Source organism: Nitrospira sp. Kam-Ns4a, assembly GCF_965152595.1.
The window spans coordinates 3440813-3459368 of the sequence record NZ_OZ224218.1 but is presented as its reverse complement, the minus strand read 5'-3'; the positions used below and the strand labels follow the sequence as shown (position 1 = coordinate 3459368).

General features: G+C 67.6%; 16 protein-coding genes. 6 read left to right on the top strand and 10 right to left on the bottom strand.

Annotated elements, in window-relative coordinates; all coding sequences use genetic code 11:
* The first annotated feature begins 153 nt into the window (after positions 1-153).
* Positions 154-363 carry a (2Fe-2S)-binding protein gene (locus ACWHYQ_RS17315; RefSeq protein WP_447973353.1) on the top strand — a complete coding sequence of 70 codons (210 nt, stop codon included), beginning with the start codon at positions 154-156 and terminating at the stop codon, positions 361-363.
* A gap of 58 nt (positions 364-421) precedes the next feature.
* Here the strand turns inward: ACWHYQ_RS17315 and ACWHYQ_RS17310 are convergent, their stop codons facing one another.
* From ACWHYQ_RS17310 to ACWHYQ_RS17300, 3 genes are all read right to left on the bottom strand, one after another.
* A complete protein-coding gene (locus tag ACWHYQ_RS17310; protein WP_447973352.1) occupies positions 422-1036 on the bottom strand; it encodes a flavodoxin family protein in 615 nt (204 codons plus the stop codon).
* A 152-nt stretch (positions 1037-1188) separates the two neighbouring features.
* On the bottom strand, positions 1189-1374 hold the full coding sequence (locus ACWHYQ_RS17305) for a hypothetical protein (RefSeq protein ID WP_447973351.1): 186 nt from the start codon (positions 1372-1374) through the stop codon (positions 1189-1191).
* A 76-nt stretch (positions 1375-1450) separates the two neighbouring features.
* Entirely contained in the window at positions 1451-3163 is a 1713-nt protein-coding gene (locus tag ACWHYQ_RS17300) for a long-chain-fatty-acid--CoA ligase (protein WP_447973350.1), read from the bottom strand.
* Positions 3164-3388: 225 nt separating this feature from the next.
* On the opposite strand from ACWHYQ_RS17300, the gene ACWHYQ_RS17295 reads away from it, so the two are divergent.
* Positions 3389-3760 carry a DUF192 domain-containing protein gene (locus ACWHYQ_RS17295; protein WP_447973349.1) on the top strand — a complete coding sequence of 124 codons (372 nt, stop codon included), beginning with the start codon at positions 3389-3391 and terminating at the stop codon, positions 3758-3760.
* On the opposite strand, the gene ACWHYQ_RS17290 is transcribed toward ACWHYQ_RS17295, so the two are convergent.
* The 6 genes from ACWHYQ_RS17290 to ACWHYQ_RS17265 all read right to left on the bottom strand — a co-directional run bounded on the left by ACWHYQ_RS17290 (position 3757) and on the right by ACWHYQ_RS17265 (position 11469).
* Positions 3757-5934 carry a RelA/SpoT family protein gene (locus tag ACWHYQ_RS17290; RefSeq protein WP_447973348.1) on the bottom strand — a complete coding sequence of 726 codons (2178 nt, stop codon included), beginning with the start codon at positions 5932-5934 and terminating at the stop codon, positions 3757-3759. The genes ACWHYQ_RS17295 and ACWHYQ_RS17290 overlap by 4 nt on opposite strands.
* A gap of 8 nt (positions 5935-5942) precedes the next feature.
* Positions 5943-7661, bottom strand: coding sequence for a single-stranded-DNA-specific exonuclease RecJ (gene recJ, locus ACWHYQ_RS17285; RefSeq protein ID WP_447973347.1), 1719 nt, complete (start codon positions 7659-7661; stop codon positions 5943-5945).
* A 185-nt stretch (positions 7662-7846) separates the two neighbouring features.
* Complete coding sequence (locus ACWHYQ_RS17280; RefSeq protein ID WP_447973346.1) at positions 7847-8185, bottom strand: DUF3147 domain-containing protein; 339 nt, start codon at positions 8183-8185, stop codon at positions 7847-7849.
* Positions 8185-9225, bottom strand: coding sequence for a ribonuclease Z (locus tag ACWHYQ_RS17275; protein ID WP_447973345.1), 1041 nt, complete (start codon positions 9223-9225; stop codon positions 8185-8187). Before ACWHYQ_RS17275 ends, ACWHYQ_RS17280 begins: the two co-directional genes overlap by 1 nt.
* Positions 9222-9872: a CPBP family glutamic-type intramembrane protease gene (locus ACWHYQ_RS17270; protein ID WP_447973344.1), complete on the bottom strand. Its 651-nt coding sequence runs from the start codon at positions 9870-9872 to the stop codon at positions 9222-9224. Before ACWHYQ_RS17270 ends, ACWHYQ_RS17275 begins: the two co-directional genes overlap by 4 nt.
* A 76-nt stretch (positions 9873-9948) precedes the next feature.
* Positions 9949-11469 (bottom strand): TolC family protein, encoded by a 1521-nt coding sequence (locus ACWHYQ_RS17265; protein WP_447973343.1) that lies wholly within the window; start codon positions 11467-11469, stop codon positions 9949-9951.
* 87 nt (positions 11470-11556) lie between these two features.
* Here ACWHYQ_RS17265 and ACWHYQ_RS17260 point away from each other — a divergent pair, with 87 nt between their 5' ends.
* Together ACWHYQ_RS17260 and ACWHYQ_RS17255 are read left to right on the top strand one after the other, a co-directional pair.
* The gene (locus ACWHYQ_RS17260; protein ID WP_447973342.1) at positions 11557-12018 is read left to right on the top strand and encodes a hypothetical protein; all 462 of its coding nucleotides are present in this window, start codon (positions 11557-11559) and stop codon (positions 12016-12018) included.
* A gap of 431 nt (positions 12019-12449) precedes the next feature.
* Complete coding sequence (locus tag ACWHYQ_RS17255) at positions 12450-14561, top strand: amylo-alpha-1,6-glucosidase (RefSeq protein ID WP_447975585.1); 2112 nt, start codon at positions 12450-12452, stop codon at positions 14559-14561.
* A gap of 22 nt (positions 14562-14583) precedes the next feature.
* Here the strand turns inward: ACWHYQ_RS17255 and ACWHYQ_RS17250 are convergent, their stop codons facing one another.
* The gene (locus ACWHYQ_RS17250) at positions 14584-16137 is read right to left on the bottom strand and encodes a M20/M25/M40 family metallo-hydrolase (RefSeq protein ID WP_447973341.1); all 1554 of its coding nucleotides are present in this window, start codon (positions 16135-16137) and stop codon (positions 14584-14586) included.
* Between the two features lie 92 nt (positions 16138-16229).
* On the opposite strand from ACWHYQ_RS17250, the gene ACWHYQ_RS17245 reads away from it, so the two are divergent.
* Complete coding sequence (locus ACWHYQ_RS17245) at positions 16230-18317, top strand: thioredoxin domain-containing protein (RefSeq protein ID WP_447973340.1); 2088 nt, start codon at positions 16230-16232, stop codon at positions 18315-18317.
* Positions 18314-18553 (top strand): hypothetical protein, encoded by a 240-nt coding sequence (locus ACWHYQ_RS17240; protein WP_447973339.1) that lies wholly within the window; start codon positions 18314-18316, stop codon positions 18551-18553. The genes ACWHYQ_RS17245 and ACWHYQ_RS17240 overlap by 4 nt, the downstream gene beginning before the upstream one ends.
* Positions 18554-18556 lie beyond the last annotated feature (3 nt).

Here is an 18556-nt window from a genome sequence, read left to right as displayed (position 1 = left end):
TTCCTGCCGGCTTAGGCAGGCCGGCTCTCCAGAAAAAAGATGCTTGACAGGAGGCAGCGGCGCCGGTAGAATACGCGTATAGATGAGAACGGTTATCATTATCGTTCTCTTCCTCGTTGGACATACGGCACTGCATACAGGAGACGCCATCCTATGTATGTCTGCCTCTGCAAAGGGCTTACGGAAGCCGACGTCAGGCAAGCCGGGCGGGCTGGGCACGTGGATTCGACCGCATTGGTGAAGAAGCTGGGATTGGATGACGACGAATGTTGCGGGCGTTGCGCGCGTAACATTCACGAGTTGGTGGCGATCGCGTCAGGCCGGGCTGCGTGCGGCGCCGATCGCACCCGGTGCAGGCTTTGACCCCTCCTTGGGAGCCTCGCCCCCGGCGCCCCTCCGTCGCTGTGGTCGGGACCGCCCCCTATCGGTTGATTTCTGGCAGACAGTCTCGCCTCCCCCGCTTGACCATCCAGGTGACCTCAGCCACCCGTTGGCCGAGGGCTCGCGCACCGGCCAATTCCTTCTCGTCAACGCCCGGGCTATCCCCCTCTGTGGTCGCGGAGGCACCGAAGGCGCCGCCTCCGCTGACCACGATCATCTGGTTGCCCAACATGGCCGCCAGGATCGTGAGCATCGCCACCTCCTTCCCGCTGGACACTTGCCCGCCGGTGGCGAAGGCCGCGCCGACCTTGTTCCGCATCTTGAACTCGGGGAACACGCCGAACTTGAGCTGCCAGTCGTCGAAGAAGGTCTTGACCGGCCCGGCCATGTTGGACCAGTAGACCGGTGTGCCGACCACGACCGCGTCGGCGGAGAAGAGGTCCTCGGCGGTCACCTGGCCGACGGACTTCAGCACGACCGCTGTGCCGGGCACCTGTCGTGCGCCGTCCGCGACGCTCTGAGCCATCTTCTGGGTGTTGCCGGTCATCGAATGGTACGCCACGAGAACCGTGATGATCCCGGGCGGCTCCGCGGCCGCCGCGGCAACCGGCGCGAGCCAGGCGACGAGGAACGGAAGAGCCAGCTTCCGACTCATAGTGGACCTCGGCAAGAGTGACGGGTTCGACAAGTCCGCGCCTGACTAACCCGGTTTAGCGAATGGGTGGTGGGCGGTCGTAACGGGCGGGGACACATGAGGCCTGCAAGTGGACAGGGATTCGAGCCGAACGGAAATCGCGGGGCCGACGCTCAACGTCGGAACGTCTCCTCGTCCATGTGCTCTTCGACAGACACTTCCGTCAGCGACCCACGGTAGTCGCACTTATGGCAGCGGATGCGCCATTCCTCGATCCATTTCTCCTGCACGTACGTTTGCTTGCATTTTGGGCAGACGAAGACGCCCTTCTTGTAGTGCACCAGTCGCTTTTCTTTCATCGCGGTCCTCGCTCGCCCCGGCCACCTGCATCGGGCTTTAGGATGACACAGGCACGCGCCGGAAAGCAACCGGGGGCTAGTCTGGCTCACTGTCTTCTCGGTCGCTGCCCCCTGCCGCGCTCCTCTTCAGCTCCTCCTCGACCAACACGCGCCGGAGCACCTTTCCGACGAGGGTCTTGGGCAGCTCGGTCCGGAACTCGATGCGCTTGGGAACCTTGAACTTCGCCAGGTCTTTCCGGCAGTGCTCCAGCAGCTCGGCCGGCGAGGCCCGCTCACCTTCCTTCAGGACGACATACGCCTTGATCAGCTCGCCGCGGAGCCCCTGCGGGATGCCGACGACGACCGTCTCCTTGACCTTCGGGTGGCGCAGCAGCACCTCCTCGACCTCCCGCGGATAGACGTTCTCGCCCCCCGATTTGATCATGTCCTTCTTCCGGTCCTGGATGTAGAAGTACCCTGCCGCGTCCCGCCTGGCCATGTCGCCCGTATAGAGCCAGCCATCCCGGAGGACGAGCCGGGTCTCCTCCTCGCGCTTCCAGTAGCCCTGCATGACCTGAGGGCCGCGGACCGCCAGTTCCCCGACCTCCTCGATCGGGAGCTCGCGCTCGCCCGCCTCCGCGTCCATGATCTTGGCGTCGGTGTCCGGCAGGGGCAGGCCGATGCTGCGCCGTGGGCGCTCGCCGCCGCGGCCCGTGATCGGGTTGACGTGGGTGACGGGGCCGGCCTCCGTCAGCCCGTAGCCTTCCACCAGCCGCGCGCCGGTGAGCGATTCAAACCGCTCCTGAACGGGAGCGGGAAGCGGGCCCGCGCCGCTGATGCAGAGCCGAACGGACCGGAGGTCGTAGCGGTCCAGGCGGTGGTCGTTGTTGATGGCAGCGTACATCGCCGGAATGCCCGGGAAGACGGTCACCCGCTCGCGCGCGATGGCCTCCAGCACCTCGGAGGCCTGAAAGCGCGGCAGGAGGACGAGGCAGCCGCCCACGCTGACGGCGAGGTTCAGGCAGGCGCTCAACCCGTAGACGTGAAAGAACGGCAGGACCGCCAGGAATACCTCGGCGCCCTCGCGCAGGGAGGGCATCCAGCTCTTGCACTGCCAGGTGTTGCAGATGAGATTGCGGTGCGTCAGCACGACACCTTTGGGCCGCCCCGTCGTGCCGCCCGTGTACTGCAGCAGGGCGATGTCGTCCGGGCGCACACGGATCGCCGGCCCGGTGCGGGCCTCGCGCAGCAATCCGCGCAGCCGGAGGACGTCCGGCGGCACGGCTGTCGGGGGACCCTGTCGCTGGCGCCTTGCCTTGAGCGGATAGAGCAGCCGTTTCAACCAGGGTAGGAAGTCGGCGACCCCGGTCACGATCAGCCGCTTCAGGCAGGAACGATGGAGCAAGGGGGCGATGCGCGGGTAAAACTGGTCGAGCGCGAGCAGCGTCTCGCATCCCGCGTCCGTGGCCTGGTAGGCGATCTCGGACTCGACATAGAGCGGGTTGATCATCGTGACGATTGCCCCGGCCTGGAGGCAGCCGTAATAGGCCAGGATCGTCTGCGGGAGGTTCGGAAGCATGATCCCCACGGTGTCGCCCGGGCGGACCCCCAGCCCTGCCACGGCCTGGGCAAAGCGGGAGGCCAGGGTGTCAAGTTCCCGGTAGGAGATCGTCCGGCCGTAGAACCGGATCGCTGGCCGGTCGGGAAACCGCGCGGCGGCCTCGCGCAGGAGGTCGGGCACGACCCAGTCCGGATAGGTCAGTGTGGGCGGGACATCAGGGTCGTAGTGGGCGACCCAGTCGCGTTCCATGGGGAGCCACCGTAGCGTCCTGCCGGGGGATTGTCAATCGAGGCCTGCCTTGACAGCCCGGGGCGGGCTGCGTACGATGCCTCCGTGCCCAGCGCAGGTGCAAGATCCGCTGCCAGCCTTCGCCGGTCATTCTGGCTGCGCGCCGTTGCGACTCTGCTCTGGGCTCTTCCACTCGCCGCGGAGCCGGGATGGGCGGGATCCGCCGGCCCCACGACGATGCGGGAGGTGACCGTCCTCACGCCGCAGGGCGGCACGATCGTCGCCGAAGTGGCGGACACGACCGAGACGCGGGCGCGGGGGCTCATGGGCAGGGAGTCGCTCCCGAGAGACCGCGGCATGCTGTTCACGTTTCCGGAGGCCCAGCCCTGGAGCTTCTGGATGAAAAACACGAAGATCCGGCTGGACATCATCTGGCTAGACGGGACCAAGAAGATCGTCCACGTGGAGCGGAACGTCCCGATCTGCACGAGGACCGACGACGGCTGCCCGAACTACCAGCCCAACGAGCCGGCGCGGTACGTGCTCGAGGTGGCGGCGGGTGTCGCGGATAGCCTGAAGCTGCACCGCGGCGTGACGCTCAAGTTTGACCTTCCCTAGCGTTCCTGCCAGGCGCGGATTCGCCGCGCGGTGATCACCCCGTCCACCCGCTCGATGGCCTTCAACACGCGGTCCAGGTGGGCCGTGTCGGTGACCTGGATCACGAAGTCCAGGACGGCTTTCCGGTCTTCCCGTGTCGTGATCTCCGCTCGGCTGATGTTCGCCTCGCACTCCGAGATGGACGAGGACACGTTGGCCAGCACCCCGGGCTTGTCCACCGTGAGCACGGACAGCTTGACCGCGTGGGTGCTCGGCGCGGTGGTGTCCCACTCGACCTCGACGAGCCGGTCCCGGTCGTAGTCCAGTGCCTCCAGGTTCGGGCAGCCCACCGAATGGATCGTGAGGCCGCGGCCCCGCGTGATGTAGCCCATGATCCGGTCGCCGGGGACCGGATTGCAGCAGCGGGAGAGCTGCATCAGCAGATCCTGGCCGCCCTTGACCTTGACAGCTTTCTCTTCCTGCTTTCCGGCCGGATGGCGCGCTGGCGCCTCCTCGGTCGGTGCGGGCCGCGCGGTCTCAGCCGGAGCGGGCAGCAGCCGGTGGAGCACCTGCGCCACGGACAGGCGGCCGTAGCCGACGGCGGCCGCCAACTCGTCCGTCGTGTCGAAACCGAGGTCCCGGGCCGCCTGCAGGAGTCGCTCGGATCTGAGGAGCTGCACCGGCGCGAGATCGTGGCGGCGGAACTCCCGCTCCAACAGCCGACGCCCGATCTCCACGCTGCGCTTCTGCTCCTCGACGCGCAGCCAGTGCTTGATCTTGTTCTTTGCGCGCGGGGTCCGGACGAACTTGAGCCAATCCTTGTGCGGAACCTGGGTCGGTGAGGTGAGGATCTCCACCGTGTCGCCGCTGGCGAGTTGGTGCTTGAGGGGGACGATCTTCCCGTTGACCTTGGCGCCGACGCAGTGGTCCCCGATCTCCGTGTGGATCGCGTACGCGAAGTCCACCGGCGTGGACCCGAGCGGCATCTCCTTGACCATCCCCTTCGGGGTGAACACGTACACCACGTCGTGGAACAGGTCCAGCTTGACCGTGTCCATGAACTGGCGGTTATCCGTGAGGTCCTGGTGCCACTCGACGAACTGCCGGAGCCAGGAGAAGACCTTGCCGTCTTTGTCGTCAATCTGCCCGCGCTCCTTGTACTTCCAGTGGGCCGCGATGCCGTACTCGGCCACGCGGTGCATCTCCTCGGTCCGGATCTGGAACTCGACGTGCTCGCCCTTCGGCCCGACGACGGTGGTGTGGAGCGACTGGTAGAGGTTCGACTTCGGGATCGCGATGTAGTCCTTGAACCGGCCCGGCACCGGCCGCCAGAGCGAGTGGATCAGCCCCAGGATCGCGTAGCAATTCATCTTCGTGTCGGTGATGACGCGGATCGCGGTGAGGTCGTAGACCTCCTCAAACGAGATCGCCTGCCGCTCCATCTTCTGGTAGATCCCGTAGAGGTGCTTGGGGCGGCCATGCACTTCGCCGGTGAGCCCGGCCTCCGCGAGGGCCCGCCGGACGACCTGGATTACCTCGTTGATGTACTCCTGCCGCTCCTCGTCCCGCTTGGCCACGCGTAGCTTGAGCGCCGCATAGACGTCCGGCTTGAGCGCCTTCAGGCAGAGGTCCTCCAGTTCGTTCTTCATCCAGCCGATGCCGAGCCGGTTGGCGAGCGGGGCGTAGATCTCGATCGTCTCCTGCGCGATCTGGCGCCGCTTGGCCTCGTGCAGGTGCTCCAGCGTCCGCATGTTGTGGAGCCGGTCGGCCAGCTTGATGAGGACGACCCGGATGTCGTCCGCCATCGAGAGCACCATCTTGCGGAAGTTCTCCGCTTGCTTCTCCTCGTAGCTCCGGAACGGGATCTTCCCGATCTTCGTGACGCCGTCCACGAGGCGCAGGACGTCCTTGCCGAATTCCTGCTCCAGCTCCTTGGGTGTCGCCAGCGTGTCCTCGAGCGTGTCGTGGAGCAGGGCCGCGACGATCGCGGCCACGTCGGTGCGGAGCGAGGTGAGGATGCCGGCGACGGCGAGGGGATGCTGCAGGTAGGGCTCCCCCGACCGCCGTGTCTGTCCCGCGTGGGCCTTGGCGGAGAAGCCGTAAGCCTTGCGCACCAGATCCACGTCCGCGGCCGGGTTGTAGGCCTGGATCTTCGCCAGGAGCTGGTCGAGGTCTGTGATGGTGTCGTAAGGCATCGCTCGTATCAGCCGGCCCGGCTGGCGCGGAGGTCGCGGATCCGGAGCTGGATACGATCCAGCCCGTTCCAGCGGCTCAGCTCCGGGACGAAGGCCATGTCCACAACCTGGCCCGGTTCCAGCCCCCGCTCGATCAAGGCGCCCATGCGAAAGCCGATGCTTTCGAAGGGCGCAGAGTTCTCGTGCCGGACGGTCAGCTTGAGGTGGCGCTCGCCCACGACCCGCCGGTCCAGAACGGCGAGGTTCCGAACGGCGAAGGTCGGCTCCGGGTTGCCGGCGCCGAACGGGTGCAAGCGGTCCAGCTCGCGGACGAGCCGGTGGTCCACGTCCGTCAACGCCACTTCCGCGTCTACCAGCAGCTCGGGCCCGCGCCGCTCCGGGCCCGCCCAGGCCGCGGCCACCGCGGTGAACCGCTCCCGGAACTCGGACAACCGGGCCTCCTGCACCGTCAACCCGGCTGCGCAGGGATGGCCGCCGAACCCCTCGAGGACGTCGCGGCACTGGCGCAGGGCGTCATAGAGGTCGAACCCCGGCACGCTCCGGGCCGATCCCTTGGCAAGGCCATCCGTCCCGATGGCGAGGACGGCAGCGGGCCGGTGAAACCGCTCGACGAGCCGTGCGGCCACGATGCCCACGACGCCGGGGTGCCAGTGGCGCGCGCCCAGGACCATCGCCGCGGGCGCGTCGTCGTCCGGAACGCCCCCCAGGGCCTCCGCCGTCGTCTGCTCCTCGATCCGCTGCCGTTCTCGGTTGAGCTGCTCAAGGTGCTTGGCGAGCTCATGGGCCTCGCGCTCGCTCTCGGTCGTGAGCAGCCGCACGCCGGTCTCGGCGTGCGCCAGCCGGCCGGCCGCGTTGAGCCGCGGCGCCAACTTGAAGGCCACGGTGCTGGCCGTGCAGGGGCGATCACCCTCAAGCCCCGCCGCGGCTTTGAGCGCGCGGAGGCCCGGCCGGGCGCCTCGCGAGATCTGCGCGAGGCCGGCCTGGACGAAGAGCCGGTTCTCATCTTGCAGAGGGACGACGTCCGCGACCGTGGCCAGTGCGACCAGGTCCAGCGTCTCCTCCATTGCTGCCCCGGCCTCGCCCCCATCGCCGTACTTCCTCGCGTAGGCCACGGCGACCTTATAGGCCAGGGCCGCCGAGCAGAGACCGCGGAACGGATAGGCCGAGTCGGCCCGGTGGGGGTTCAGCACCGCGCTGGCAGGCGGCAGCAGGGCGTCGGCCTGGTGGTGGTCGGTGACGATGACGTCGAGCCCGAACGAGGTGGCCAGTGCCACCTCGCGATGGGCAGTTGTCCCACAGTCGGCAGTCACGAGCAGCGTGACGCCCTCCCGGGCCAACCGTTCGAGCGCTGGGCCGTTGAGGCCGTAGCCTTCCCGGAGACGGTGCGGGATGTACACGACGACGTCGGCGCCAAGGGCCCGGAAGACGGTCAGATACAGGCTGGCCGCGCACATGCCGTCCACGTCGTAGTCGCCGTAGACGCAGACGCGCTCCCCGCGGCGGATCGCCTGGTGCAGACGGTCCACTGCACGCTCCATGTCGGGCAGGAGAAAGGGATCGTGCTGGACAGCCTCCAGCGGGGCCAGCCAGCGACGGGCCTGTTCGTCGGTCGTTACCCCGCGCGCGAGGAGGACCGCCGCGGTGATTGGCGAGATCGCGAGCGCCTGCGCGAGCGCGCGGCGCCGCGTCTGGTCGGCTTCATAGACCACCCACTGTTTCGGCCCCATGACCCTCCTCAGGCAATCGGTTTGCTAGTCGATTCGCAACCCGTTGGGATTTCAGCAAAAAATATTAGTCCTTCGCCGCGGCTTTGTCAAATCGGGCGGACCGGTAGGACCCGGTCTGGTCGGGCCGGTCTGGACCAACCCTCGTCCGGAGCCCCAGCAGAGGTACGTATGTCAGGAGAACCCGGCTACCGGATCGCCAGCTTGACCACGGCGATCAGTGCCGTGTAGAGCGCAAGCGCGCCGGCGATCGTCGGCCAGAATCCGATCCGATCCATCCCGAGGATCAAAAACCCGACGTAGGCGATCCAGGGCGGGACGAACCACAGGAGGTGCTTCGCATAGGTCAGGGCGGGCGCGGTGCCACCGTTCAGGTAGATCAGGATGATGGTCACGCCCGTGATCGCGGGAAAGGTGCTGACGAAGGCCGCGAGGAAACCGCGGCCCTGGGCGCCGACGTAGGTGGACAGGCTGACGATGGCGCCGCCGAGCAGGAAGTACAGCGCCAGCTTGAGCGTCTCGTTCATCAGGTGGTCTCCTGTTGCGCGGCCGCTCCGCGAAACGCCTCCATGGCCTCCCGGACGATCGCGTCGCCCATGCCTGTATAGCGGGGGGAGAAATGAAACACGACGAGCTGCCGGACGCCGGCCTTGGCCGCTAGCAGCCCCGCCTGGCGGGCTGTGAGGTGGTAGCGTTCGCGTGCCTTGTCCGCGTCCCGATCCAGGTAGGGGGCTTCGCAGTAGAACACGTCGGCGTGCCGCGCCAGCGCGACGATCTTCGCCTCGTTCTCGTCGTTGTAGCGGGCGTCCACGACGTAGGCGATCTTCTGGCCACGCGTGATCGTGACGAAGCGGTCGCGCACCTCCCCCAGCCGAAATTCCCGCTCCTCCCGGCGGTGCTCGAGGTAGAGCGTCGCGGTGAACCGGAAGTCGTCCGGGCGGCCCTCCCAGAGGTACTGTTTGACATCCTTGAGCCAGGAGCCGACCGGGAGGCCCGCCGCGTGCAGCCGCTCCTTGTTGATGTTTACGTGGAAGCGCTCCTCCAGGCAGTAGGCCAGCGAGGGGATCCGGTGATTCAGCTCCACCGCGCTCACCGTGAACTGGGGATCCTCCAGCACGGGCGCGGGCCGCCCAGGCGGCGCCGCCAGCCGCGGCGTCGGGGGCCGCTCGGTGAGTTGGAATCCCGCGGCGGCGTCGAAAGAGGCCGAGCGGGTCTCCTCGGGGTGCAGCTCGACGACCTCGATCCGCAGGGGATAGCCGTCCACTAGGTTCCAGGTGTAGCCGCGCAACTTCCCGGCGACGTTGGCGATGAGGCCGGGCGGCCCGAAGAGGCGTAGGGTCTTCCCACGGCCCAAGGCGACGCGGAGGACGCGGTCGAAGCCGATGAAGTGGTCCATGTGGGTGTGCGAGACAAAGATGTCGCGGGCTCGAAGCAGCCGGCTGGGCGTCAGGGGTTCGTTCGTCCCGAGATCGAAGAGCAGGGCGCGGCGGGCCCACTTGATCTCCACGTAGAGCCCTGGATCTCCGAAGGGGTCGTTGACCAGGGAGCAGGAGAACGAGGGTGTCATGCCAGCACCGTCCGGAGGATGCTGTAGAGGATCAGGACCTCCACGGCGTGGGCCACGATCGGCGCGTAGAGGTTGCCGAGCCCCACGCGGAGGGTCCCCCAGACCGCTCCGTCCCAGACCGCGATCCAGTGCAGGTGGCGAAACGTGGCGACCAGAAACGGATCATAGGCAAAGACAAGGGCGGAGACCGCGATCGCGAGCGCCGCGCTCCCCCGATGATAGCGTGAGCCGCGCGGACTCTGCCACAGGGCCAGAAGTCGGCCCAGGAGGAAACCCCGAAAGTTCAGCTCGACTCCGACGGCAATGAGCGTGATGGCCCAGGGCAGCATCACGGCGGGCGGCACGCGCGCGTGGGGCGTCTCGCGGAGGAACTGGATGTCCCCGCCCAAGGCCGGGACGATCCACAGGATCACGGCGGTGTTCAGGCACCCGAGTGCTAGGCCGGTCGGGAGGCCCCAGCGAAGTCCCTGCCCTAGGAGTGCCAGCCCGAGCCCGAGGTGTGCGGCGACCCCGCGGTTCCGCGCGGCCCAGAGGGCCAAGCCGAGGTAGGCGAGGACCTGGGGAAGGAACTGGATCACGAGGACGCCTTGGAGGTCTGCAGGCAGGACATAGAACGAGCCGGTGGCCGCGACCGGGAGCCACGCCACCCCTGCGAGCCGCTCAGGCTCCAGGGGCTCGCCCGACCGTGTTTGGGATGCCCTGGGGTTCCGGTCCACCGCGACGCTACTGCAGCTCGATCCGGTACCGCTCGAGCGTCGTCCCCTTGGCCCGGGCCAGATTGGACAGGGACTTGTTGTAGTCCACGATGGCCCGGGCCTCGTTGCCCCGTGCGATGGCCAGGTCGCGCTGGAAGTCGAGCACGAACCGGGTGGTGCTCAGCCCCACGTTCAGCCGCTCCACCTCCGCCTGGAGCTGCTTCTCGGCCAGGATGCGCGCGGAGCGCGTGGTCTCGATGCGTTTGAAGTCGGTCTGGACGCGCCGGACCGCCTCCTTCACGCTGACGATGACCTGCTGCCGGGCGCTCTGGAGGGACACCTGCGCGTTCCGCGCCTCGAGCTGGCGCTTGTTGTACTGGCTCACGGCGGCGCGGTTGCCCAGGGGGTAGCTCAGGACCAGGCCGGCCCCGTAGTTGTAGAAGTCGCCCCCGAAGTTTCGGCTGATCATGTCGCCGGGGTCTTTGCCGAGCCCGGCCAACCCAGTCGTGCCTTGGAACGAGAGGTTCGGGAGGAGCTGGTTCTTGGCGAACTTGACGTTGAGTTCACTGGTCTCGACGTTCTTGCTGGCCTGGAGCACTTCCGGACGCCGCTCGATCGCCACGTCAATGGCCTCCTGCAAGCTCAGGGGTTCGAGCGTCTGCACCGGTTGATCCGTCGGGATCACCCGCACATCCTGTCGCAGCTCCTCTTCGGACGGGTTCAGGAGGCGCCGGAGCTGGTCCTCCTGGTCGCGGATCGCTTTTTCGGCGACGAGGATCTGCTCGACCCGTGAGGCGACCGCTGCCTCGGCCTGGAGCACGTCCACGATAGACATGACACCCGCCTTGGCCTTCGCCCGGTTGCTCGCGAGCAGCTCTTCGGCGGCCTTGAGCGCGGCCTTGGCCACCTTCAGGTTCTCGTTGGCGAAGACCAATTCCCAGTAGGCCTGCTCCACCGTGGCAATGACCGTGAGCACGCGGTCGAAAAAGACGTGCTCCTCGACTTTGGCATTGTTCTGGGCGACCCGGATGAACGTCCGGTTGATGTCCAGGCCGAAGTTCCGCAGCAGCGGCTGCGTCAGGGTCAGGGCGAGCCCGGCCTGGTAGCCGGGGTTGAACAGGAAGCCCGGGTTGCCGGCGACAAAGGTGCGCGACGGGCTGTAGTTCAAATCATAATTCGCGCCGGTCAGGAGGTTTTGAGTCACGTCGAGCGTGACCTGCGACTGGTTTTGATCGAGACTCTGGATGCCAGCGAGCTGCTGGCCCGTGAGTCCGAAGAACGGCCGGTTCAGCGGGCTGACCGAGCGGTTGTACTGGCCATTGAGGCTCACGGTCGGGTCGAACTTCGCCTGCTCGAAGACGATGTCCGTGACCCGGCTCTCCTTGGTGTGGCGGCTGATCGTGATATCCAGGTTGTTCTGCAGGGCGCGCAAGACCGCATCCGCGATGGAAAGCGGCTCGCGCCGTTCGAGCGGCGGCGCGCTCGGCGGCTCCGCGGCCCACGCGCCAAGCCCCCACGCCCAGCCAAGCAGCCCGATGATCGCTCCCATCGGTAGCAGCATCTGTCCGCGAGAATGCGCCGTTCTGTCCATAACATCCCCCTTGCTATTGGAGCGGCCGAGGTCCATACTATACGCATGGTTGCCGTTCCCTGTCACCGCTTCTTTGCCGACATCGTCCAAGCGCGTGGTCTCCTGCTGGCGGTTGGGCTCGTGCTGGCCATGCATGGTCCGGCCTGGGGCCAGGCCGTCTCCGGCGTGCGCGGGATCAACGGCGGGGTCGGGGCCCTGCACAACCTCGTTGGAGTGGGCGGGAACCTGTACGTTGATAGCCAGGGCACGCAGGGCTTTATGTACACCTTCGGAACCTTCGAATCGTACAACTTCCGCAACATGAGCACAGGCCAGACGTGGATCGGCTCGATGATGACCCTCGGCCCCCAGCTCAGCGTTGGGCTGATCTCCGGGGGCATCCAGACCACCTTCTCCTTGTCGACCGGGACCAACGTCCTCGCCAGCTCGCCGCTCGTCATTCCCCCGCCCCCGCGCACGGTTGCTCCGCCTCCGCCGATCGAGTCCTCGTTCGACGAAATTCCCTAACCTGCATTATTCATGAACGCTTCTGCTGCAACCGCAGATTCGCGGCTGCGACAAGCCTGCGTGCGAATTTCAAGCACGCAGGCGGGCGGGCTCGCCGCTCAGTCAGTCAACGTGCTGCAGGGAGCACGCCTCCTTCCTTCGCGGCTCCACGCGCCCGTCTCGCCAAGCGACTCCGCGATTTCGCGACGAACCGCCATGAATAATGCAGGCTAATCCTGGCAGGATCCGGTCGCTCTCCGCTCTACCCCCTGTCACCAACGACCGGGTTGGCCGTCCAGATTCCCCTCTGCCCGCTTGCGAAAGCTGAGGGAGTTGGCTATCAATGGCTGAGATGCGTTCGCGTGCCGACGGCGGGCTGGCCGGACGAGGAGGCGTCGGTGGAAGAGGTCATCCAGATCAAGGACGAGTACTACATCCTGGCAACATCCGCCATGGCCGACGACCGAACCCGGGTGCTCAAGCATGGCGAGACCTTCGCGGTCTTCGATCGCTATGGCGACATCCAACCGGTTGGGCGTGGGATGCTCGGGCTCTACCATGAGGGCACCCGGTTCCTCTCCCGGCTCAGCCTGTCACTCCAGGAGGGTCGTCCCCTGCTGCTCAGTTCGACCATCAAGGAGGACAACGCCCTCTTCACGGTGGACCTGACGAACGCCGATGTGCACCGTCACGGGCGGGTCGTGATCCCAAGGGGCACGATCCATCTGTGCCGGTCCACGTTCCTCTGGCAGGGCACCTGCTTCCATCGGCTCCGGTTGGCCAACTTTGGACTGATGCCGGTGGAGGTCGCCTTCTCCTTGCGGTTCGAAGCCGACTTCGCCGATGTCTTCGAGGTGCGGGGGTTCGCCCGGTCCCGGCGTGGGCACAGGCTGCCCGCGATCGTCGACGGGGATTCGGTCACGCTGGCCTACGAGGGACTGGACGGTCTCCTCCGAAGAACCAAGATTGTTTGCGCGCCGGCGGCGGAGACCCTCTCCGGCACCAAAGCCACCTTCCGGGCCGCCCTGCCGCCGCGGGGCGAAGCGACGTTCGACATCACGGTCGCCTGCGACGCCGCCGGGAGCCGCGCCTGTGTCATCGGCTACGAAGAGGCGGCCGCCGAAGCCGGACGGGCGCTCAGGCGCGCGCAGACTGAAGACTGTGCCATTTACACTTCGAACGAACAGTTCAACGACTGGCTGAATCGCTCCCGGCTCGACCTGCACATGATGGTGACTGACACCGGGGAGGGCGTCTACCCCTATGCCGGGGTGCCCTGGTTCAGCACGCCTTTCGGGCGGGACGGAATCATCACGGCGCTGGAGTGTCTCTGGGTCAATCCGGCGATCGCCCGCGGGGTACTCGCCTACCTGGCCTCCACACAGGCGACCACCGTGAATCCGGAGCGGGACGCGGAGCCCGGTAAGATCCTCCACGAAGCGCGCAAGGGGGAGATGGCCGCACTGGGCGAGATCCCCTTCGGGCGGTACTACGGGACGGTGGACGCCACGCCGCTCTTCGTGGTCCTAGCCGGAGCCTATTACGAGCGAACCGGCGACCTGGCCCTGATCAAGGCGATCTGGCCGAACATCGAGGCCGCGCTGGGGTGGCTGGACCGCTACGGCGATCGGGACGGCGACGGCTTCGTGGAGTACGCGCGGCGATCTGCCACAGGGCTTGCGAACCAGGGCTGGAAGGACGCGCACGACGCGGTGTTCCACGCCGACGGCACGCTCGCCGAGGGGCCGATCGCCCTGTGCGAGGTGCAGGGGTACGTCTACGAGGCCAAGCGCCGGGCCGCCGAGCTGGCCTTGGTGCTGGGTCAGGGCCAGGTGGCCGCCCGGCTTTACCAGGAGGCCGACCGACTCAAGGACCGCTTCGAAGAGGTCTTCTGGTGCGAGGACCTCGCCACTTACGCGCTGGCGCTGGATGGGCGGAAGCAGCCCTGCCGCGTTCGGACCTCGAATCCGGGCCATTGCCTGTTCAGCGGCCTCGCCGCCCCGGAGCGGGCCCGCCGGCTCGCCGAAGGGTTCATGGGCGACGACTTCTTCTCCGGCTGGGGGATCCGCACCGTGGCGACGTCGGAGGTTCGGTACAATCCCATGTCTTACCACAACGGGTCCGTCTGGCCGCACGACAACGCCCTGATCGCCGCGGGCTTCGCCCGCTACGGCTTTAAGGACCTGGTGGCGCGGGTCCTCGCGGGCCTCTTCGACGCCAGCCTGTTTGTGGATCAGCACCGGCTGCCGGAGCTCTTCTGTGGGTTTCCCCGGAGACCCGGCGAAAGCCTGACGCTGTATCCCGTGGCCTGCGCCCCGCAGGCCTGGGCTGCCGCCTCCGTGTTCCTGCTCCTCCAGGCCTGTCTCGGGCTTGCCATCCATGCGCCCGAACGGCGGCTTTACTTCGTCCGCCCGCTGCTGCCGGAATTCCTGCAGCAGGTGCGCATCACCAACCTGCGAGTCGGCGAGGCCTCGGTGGACCTGCAGCTCCGGCGCTATGACCAGGATGTGGGCATCAGCGTCGCCAGGCGGGAGGGGCCAATCGAAGTGGTCACGGTGAAATGAGGCCGGGCGGCCAGGCTCCCCATCACGGGGCGTCGGCCAGGCTCCAGGTGAGAGCGAGCACGTAGCGGGCCACCGAGGCCAGCAGGTCCGGGTTGATCCGGTCCGCGGTGTCTGTCGGCTGGTGGAAGTGCGGGTGGGGCCCGCCGATCACCACGGTCGCCGTCGGGACGCCCGCCTCCTTGAAGGGCACGTGATCCCCGCCCGGGAAGAACCCGTACAGGTCCAGCCTGTCAGCCGAGCCCGCCCGGCGGCCGGCTTCCGCGGCTGTCTCCTTCGGGATCTGCGTCACTCCGACGGTCAGCCGTCCGTTGCCCGCTCCGGCATGATCCACGTTGACCATCCCTCGTGTGCTGGCCAGCGGCCGCGACGGGTGGCGGACGTAGGCCCGCGCGCCGAGCAGCCCCTGTTCCTCCCCGCTGAAGGAAATAAACAGGATCGGGCGTCGTGGCTTGAGACCAGCTTCCGTGAGCGCGCGGGCGATCTCGAGCAGCACGGCTGTGCCCGACGCATTGTCGTCGGCGCCGGGGAACAGGAGCCCGGCCTGGCGGCCGAAATGATCGCGGTGCGCCCCCAGGACGACTGTCTCCCGCTGCTTGGCGGGGTCGCGGCCCGGCAGCAGCGCGAGCACGTTCACGAGGCGGCCCGGCTCCTGGACGGCGGCCCAGCGGAGGGACACCAGGGCGGCGAGCGCCACCGACTGCGGCTGGCGCGCCGAGGCGATCCGCTCCTGGGCTGCGCGCAAGGAGAGGCCCTGAGCGGCGAGAAGCCGTTCGGCCAAGGCGGTGCTGATCCAGGCGCCCGGCAGTGGCCGCTCACCCTCCGGCGCTCCTCCGTAAAAGGCGGCCGGCTGGCCCGTCACGCCGCGCCGGGCCTCGTAGGCCGAGAGCAGCGGCCCGGTGGCGGTCAGGAAGGCGACCGCGCCCCGTTCGCGCGCAGCCCGTTCCTTGTCGGCGTGGGTGATTGGAGCCGGGTACCACTCAGGCTGGCCCCTCAGGAACAGCACGACGCGGTTGCGGACGTCCAGTCCCTCGTATTCGTCAAGGCCGCGCGCCGGGTCGGCGATTCCGTAGCCGACGAAGACCACCGGCGCGGTTGCGCCGACGGCCGGCGAATCCAGGATGGGTAAGTAATCGGCGCCTATCTGCAGGGCCACGCGCTCGCCGCCTAGAGACAGCTCGACGCGGCATCCGGGCTCCAGGTGCGTCGTCAGGACGGGCTCCGTCTGCGCCCAGGCGCCGCCGGACGAGGCGGGCGGGGACGAGGACGTGGCCGGCTCCTCCGGGAGCAGCTCGAACCCGGCGGGCTGGAGCCCCAGCGTGGCCCACTGGTGGGCAACGAAGCGCGCCGAGCGCCGGTCGTCGGCTGTCCCGGTCTGGCGGCCGTTGAAGTCCGGGCCGCTCAGCCGGGCCACGTCCACGGCCATCCGCGCGCCGGAGATCCGGGCGAGCGCGCGGCCCAGCCCGTCGTCCCCAACGGGCTGAGCCGCGGCCGTGGCGGCGACCGAGCCTACGGTCAGCAGCCAACCGGCCAGGACGGCGGCGCTCAGGAAAGGCCGAGGGTGGGGGAGGCGCGGCATAGCGCTCCGGACTATACCACACCGGCTGGCTCCCTGCCGTTGCGGACCCAAGAACCGACGGGGTACTATGGCGATATCAGGGGGACCCTTCCGTGACCGAGACGGGAGACCAGCGGGAGCAGATCGTTCCAAACAACCGCCTCGTCCAAGAGGCCAGTCCCTACCTGCGGCAGCATGCCCACAATCCCGTGGACTGGTACCCCTGGGGCGCGGAGGCGCTGGCGCGAGCCAAGGCGGAGGACAAGCCCATCCTGCTGTCCATCGGCTATTCGGCCTGTCACTGGTGCCACGTGATGGCGCACGAATGCTTCGAGAACCCCGACATCGCCCAGTTGATGAACGAGCGATTTGTCAACGTCAAGGTGGACCGGGAGGAACGGCCGGACTTGGACGACCTCTACCAGAAGGCGGTCCAGGTCTTCACCGGGCGCAGCGGTGGGTGGCCGCTCACCGTCTTTCTGACGCCGGATCAAGAGCCGTTCTACGGCGGCACCTACTTCCCGCCCGTGCCCCGCTACAACCTGCCAGCCTTTCCCCAGGTGCTGCAAAGCGTCGCGGAGGCCTACCACGGCCGGTCCGCCGACATCCAGACGAACATCGAACGGGTGCGGGCCGGGCTGCGGCGGGTCAGCGTGCCACAGCCGTCCGGCGAGCCGCTGAGCGCGGCATTGCTCGACGGAGCGGTCCGGGAACTCGGCTTCTTCTACGATCCGGTCCACGGGGGCTTCGGCGACGGGCCGAAGTTCCCGACGGCGGCGCCGTTGAATCTCTTGCTGCGCCACCACAACCGGACCAAGGACGGGGACGCGCTCGATCTGGTGACCCATACGCTCCGGAAGATGGCGGCGGGCGGGCTCTACGATCACCTGGGTGGCGGCTTCCACCGCTACACGGTGGACGCCCGCTGGCTGGTTCCGCATTTCGAGAAGATGCTCTACGACAATGCCCAGCTCATCCGGCTCTACCTGGACGGGTGGCGCCTGACGGGCGACGATCGGTTCCGGCAGGTGGTCGAGGAGACGATCGCCTATCTGAGCCGGGAGATGACGGCGCCGGGCGGGGCCTTTTACGCCGCCCAGGACGCCGATAGTGAAGGAGAGGAGGGTAAGTACTTCCTCTGGACGCCAGCGGAGGTCAAGGCGGTCCTGGGCACTGAGCTGGGCGAGTTGTTCTGCCGGGTCTACGATGTCACCGAAACCGGCAACTTCGAGGGGAAGTCCATTCTGAACCGACTCGGTCACGCGAGCCTGCCGCCGGAGGAGATGGAGGAGATTGAGCGGCTCTTGACGCCGGCGAAACACAAGCTGCTGGAGGTCCGCGAGCGGCGGGTGAAGCCGGGGCTGGACGACAAGATCCTGACGGGCTGGAATGCGTTGGCGATCTCGGCCCTTCTCGATGCGTACCAAGCCCTGGCCGAGCCGGCCTATCTGGCGAAGGCCGAGCGGGCGCTGGCCTTCCTCCTCGATCGGGGGTACCGCGACGGCCGGCTGTCCCGGATGGTCACGGAGGGGCGCAGCCGGCTGAACGCATATCTGGACGACTACGCCTGCCTCGCGGCGGCGCTGGTGGACGCGTTCGAGGCCACGGCGGAGCTTGCTCATTTGGAGCGGGCGATCGAGCTGGTCGAGCTGATGCTGGACCGGTTCTGGGATCCAGAGGGCGACGGGTTCTTCTTCACCGGAAGCGACCACGAGGCCTTGCTCCAGCGGATGAAGCCCGGCACGGACAGCGCCGTTCCCTCGGGCAACGCGGTGGCCGCTCTGGCGCTGCTCCGCCTGTCGGCCTACACCGGGGAGCCCCGGTATCGCGACCGGGCCGAGCGGACGCTGCGGCTGTTCCGGGCACAGATGGATCAGAATGCGTACGGATCGGCCGCCATGCTCTGCGCGGCGGACTTGCACCTGCGCGGGCCGCAGGACATCGTGCTGGTCGGCCGGCGAACGGATCCGGCCCTACAGGAGATGCGCGCAGTCGTCGGCCGGCGTTACCTGCCCAACAAGACCCTCGTGCTTGTGGAAGATGGCGCAGCGGGTGAGGCGGCGCGCTTTGTGCCGGCCGCGGCGAAGGGCAAGCGGGCCGTGGATGGCCGGCCCACCGCCTACGTGTGCCAGCAGTTCACCTGCTCTCGGCCTGTGACCGACTGGGTCACGCTCGAACGGTTGCTGGGAGGAGGAGAATGAGCGAGCAGGGCCCTTTCAACGACCCATACACCGAGTTCGTGCAGAGCAAAGACCGCATGCCGGGCTATGAGTTTCAACAGGCCCCGGCCGGCAACGTGCCGCCGCCGACCGTGACCTTCGCGGCGCGGCTCAAGTGGTGGACCTGGGATCGCTGGCGGCGGATCAAGCAGATCAGGGCGGAGCGGGACCGCCAGGTGGAGGAGATCGTCGAACTGAAGACCCGCCAGCACTCGTAGTAC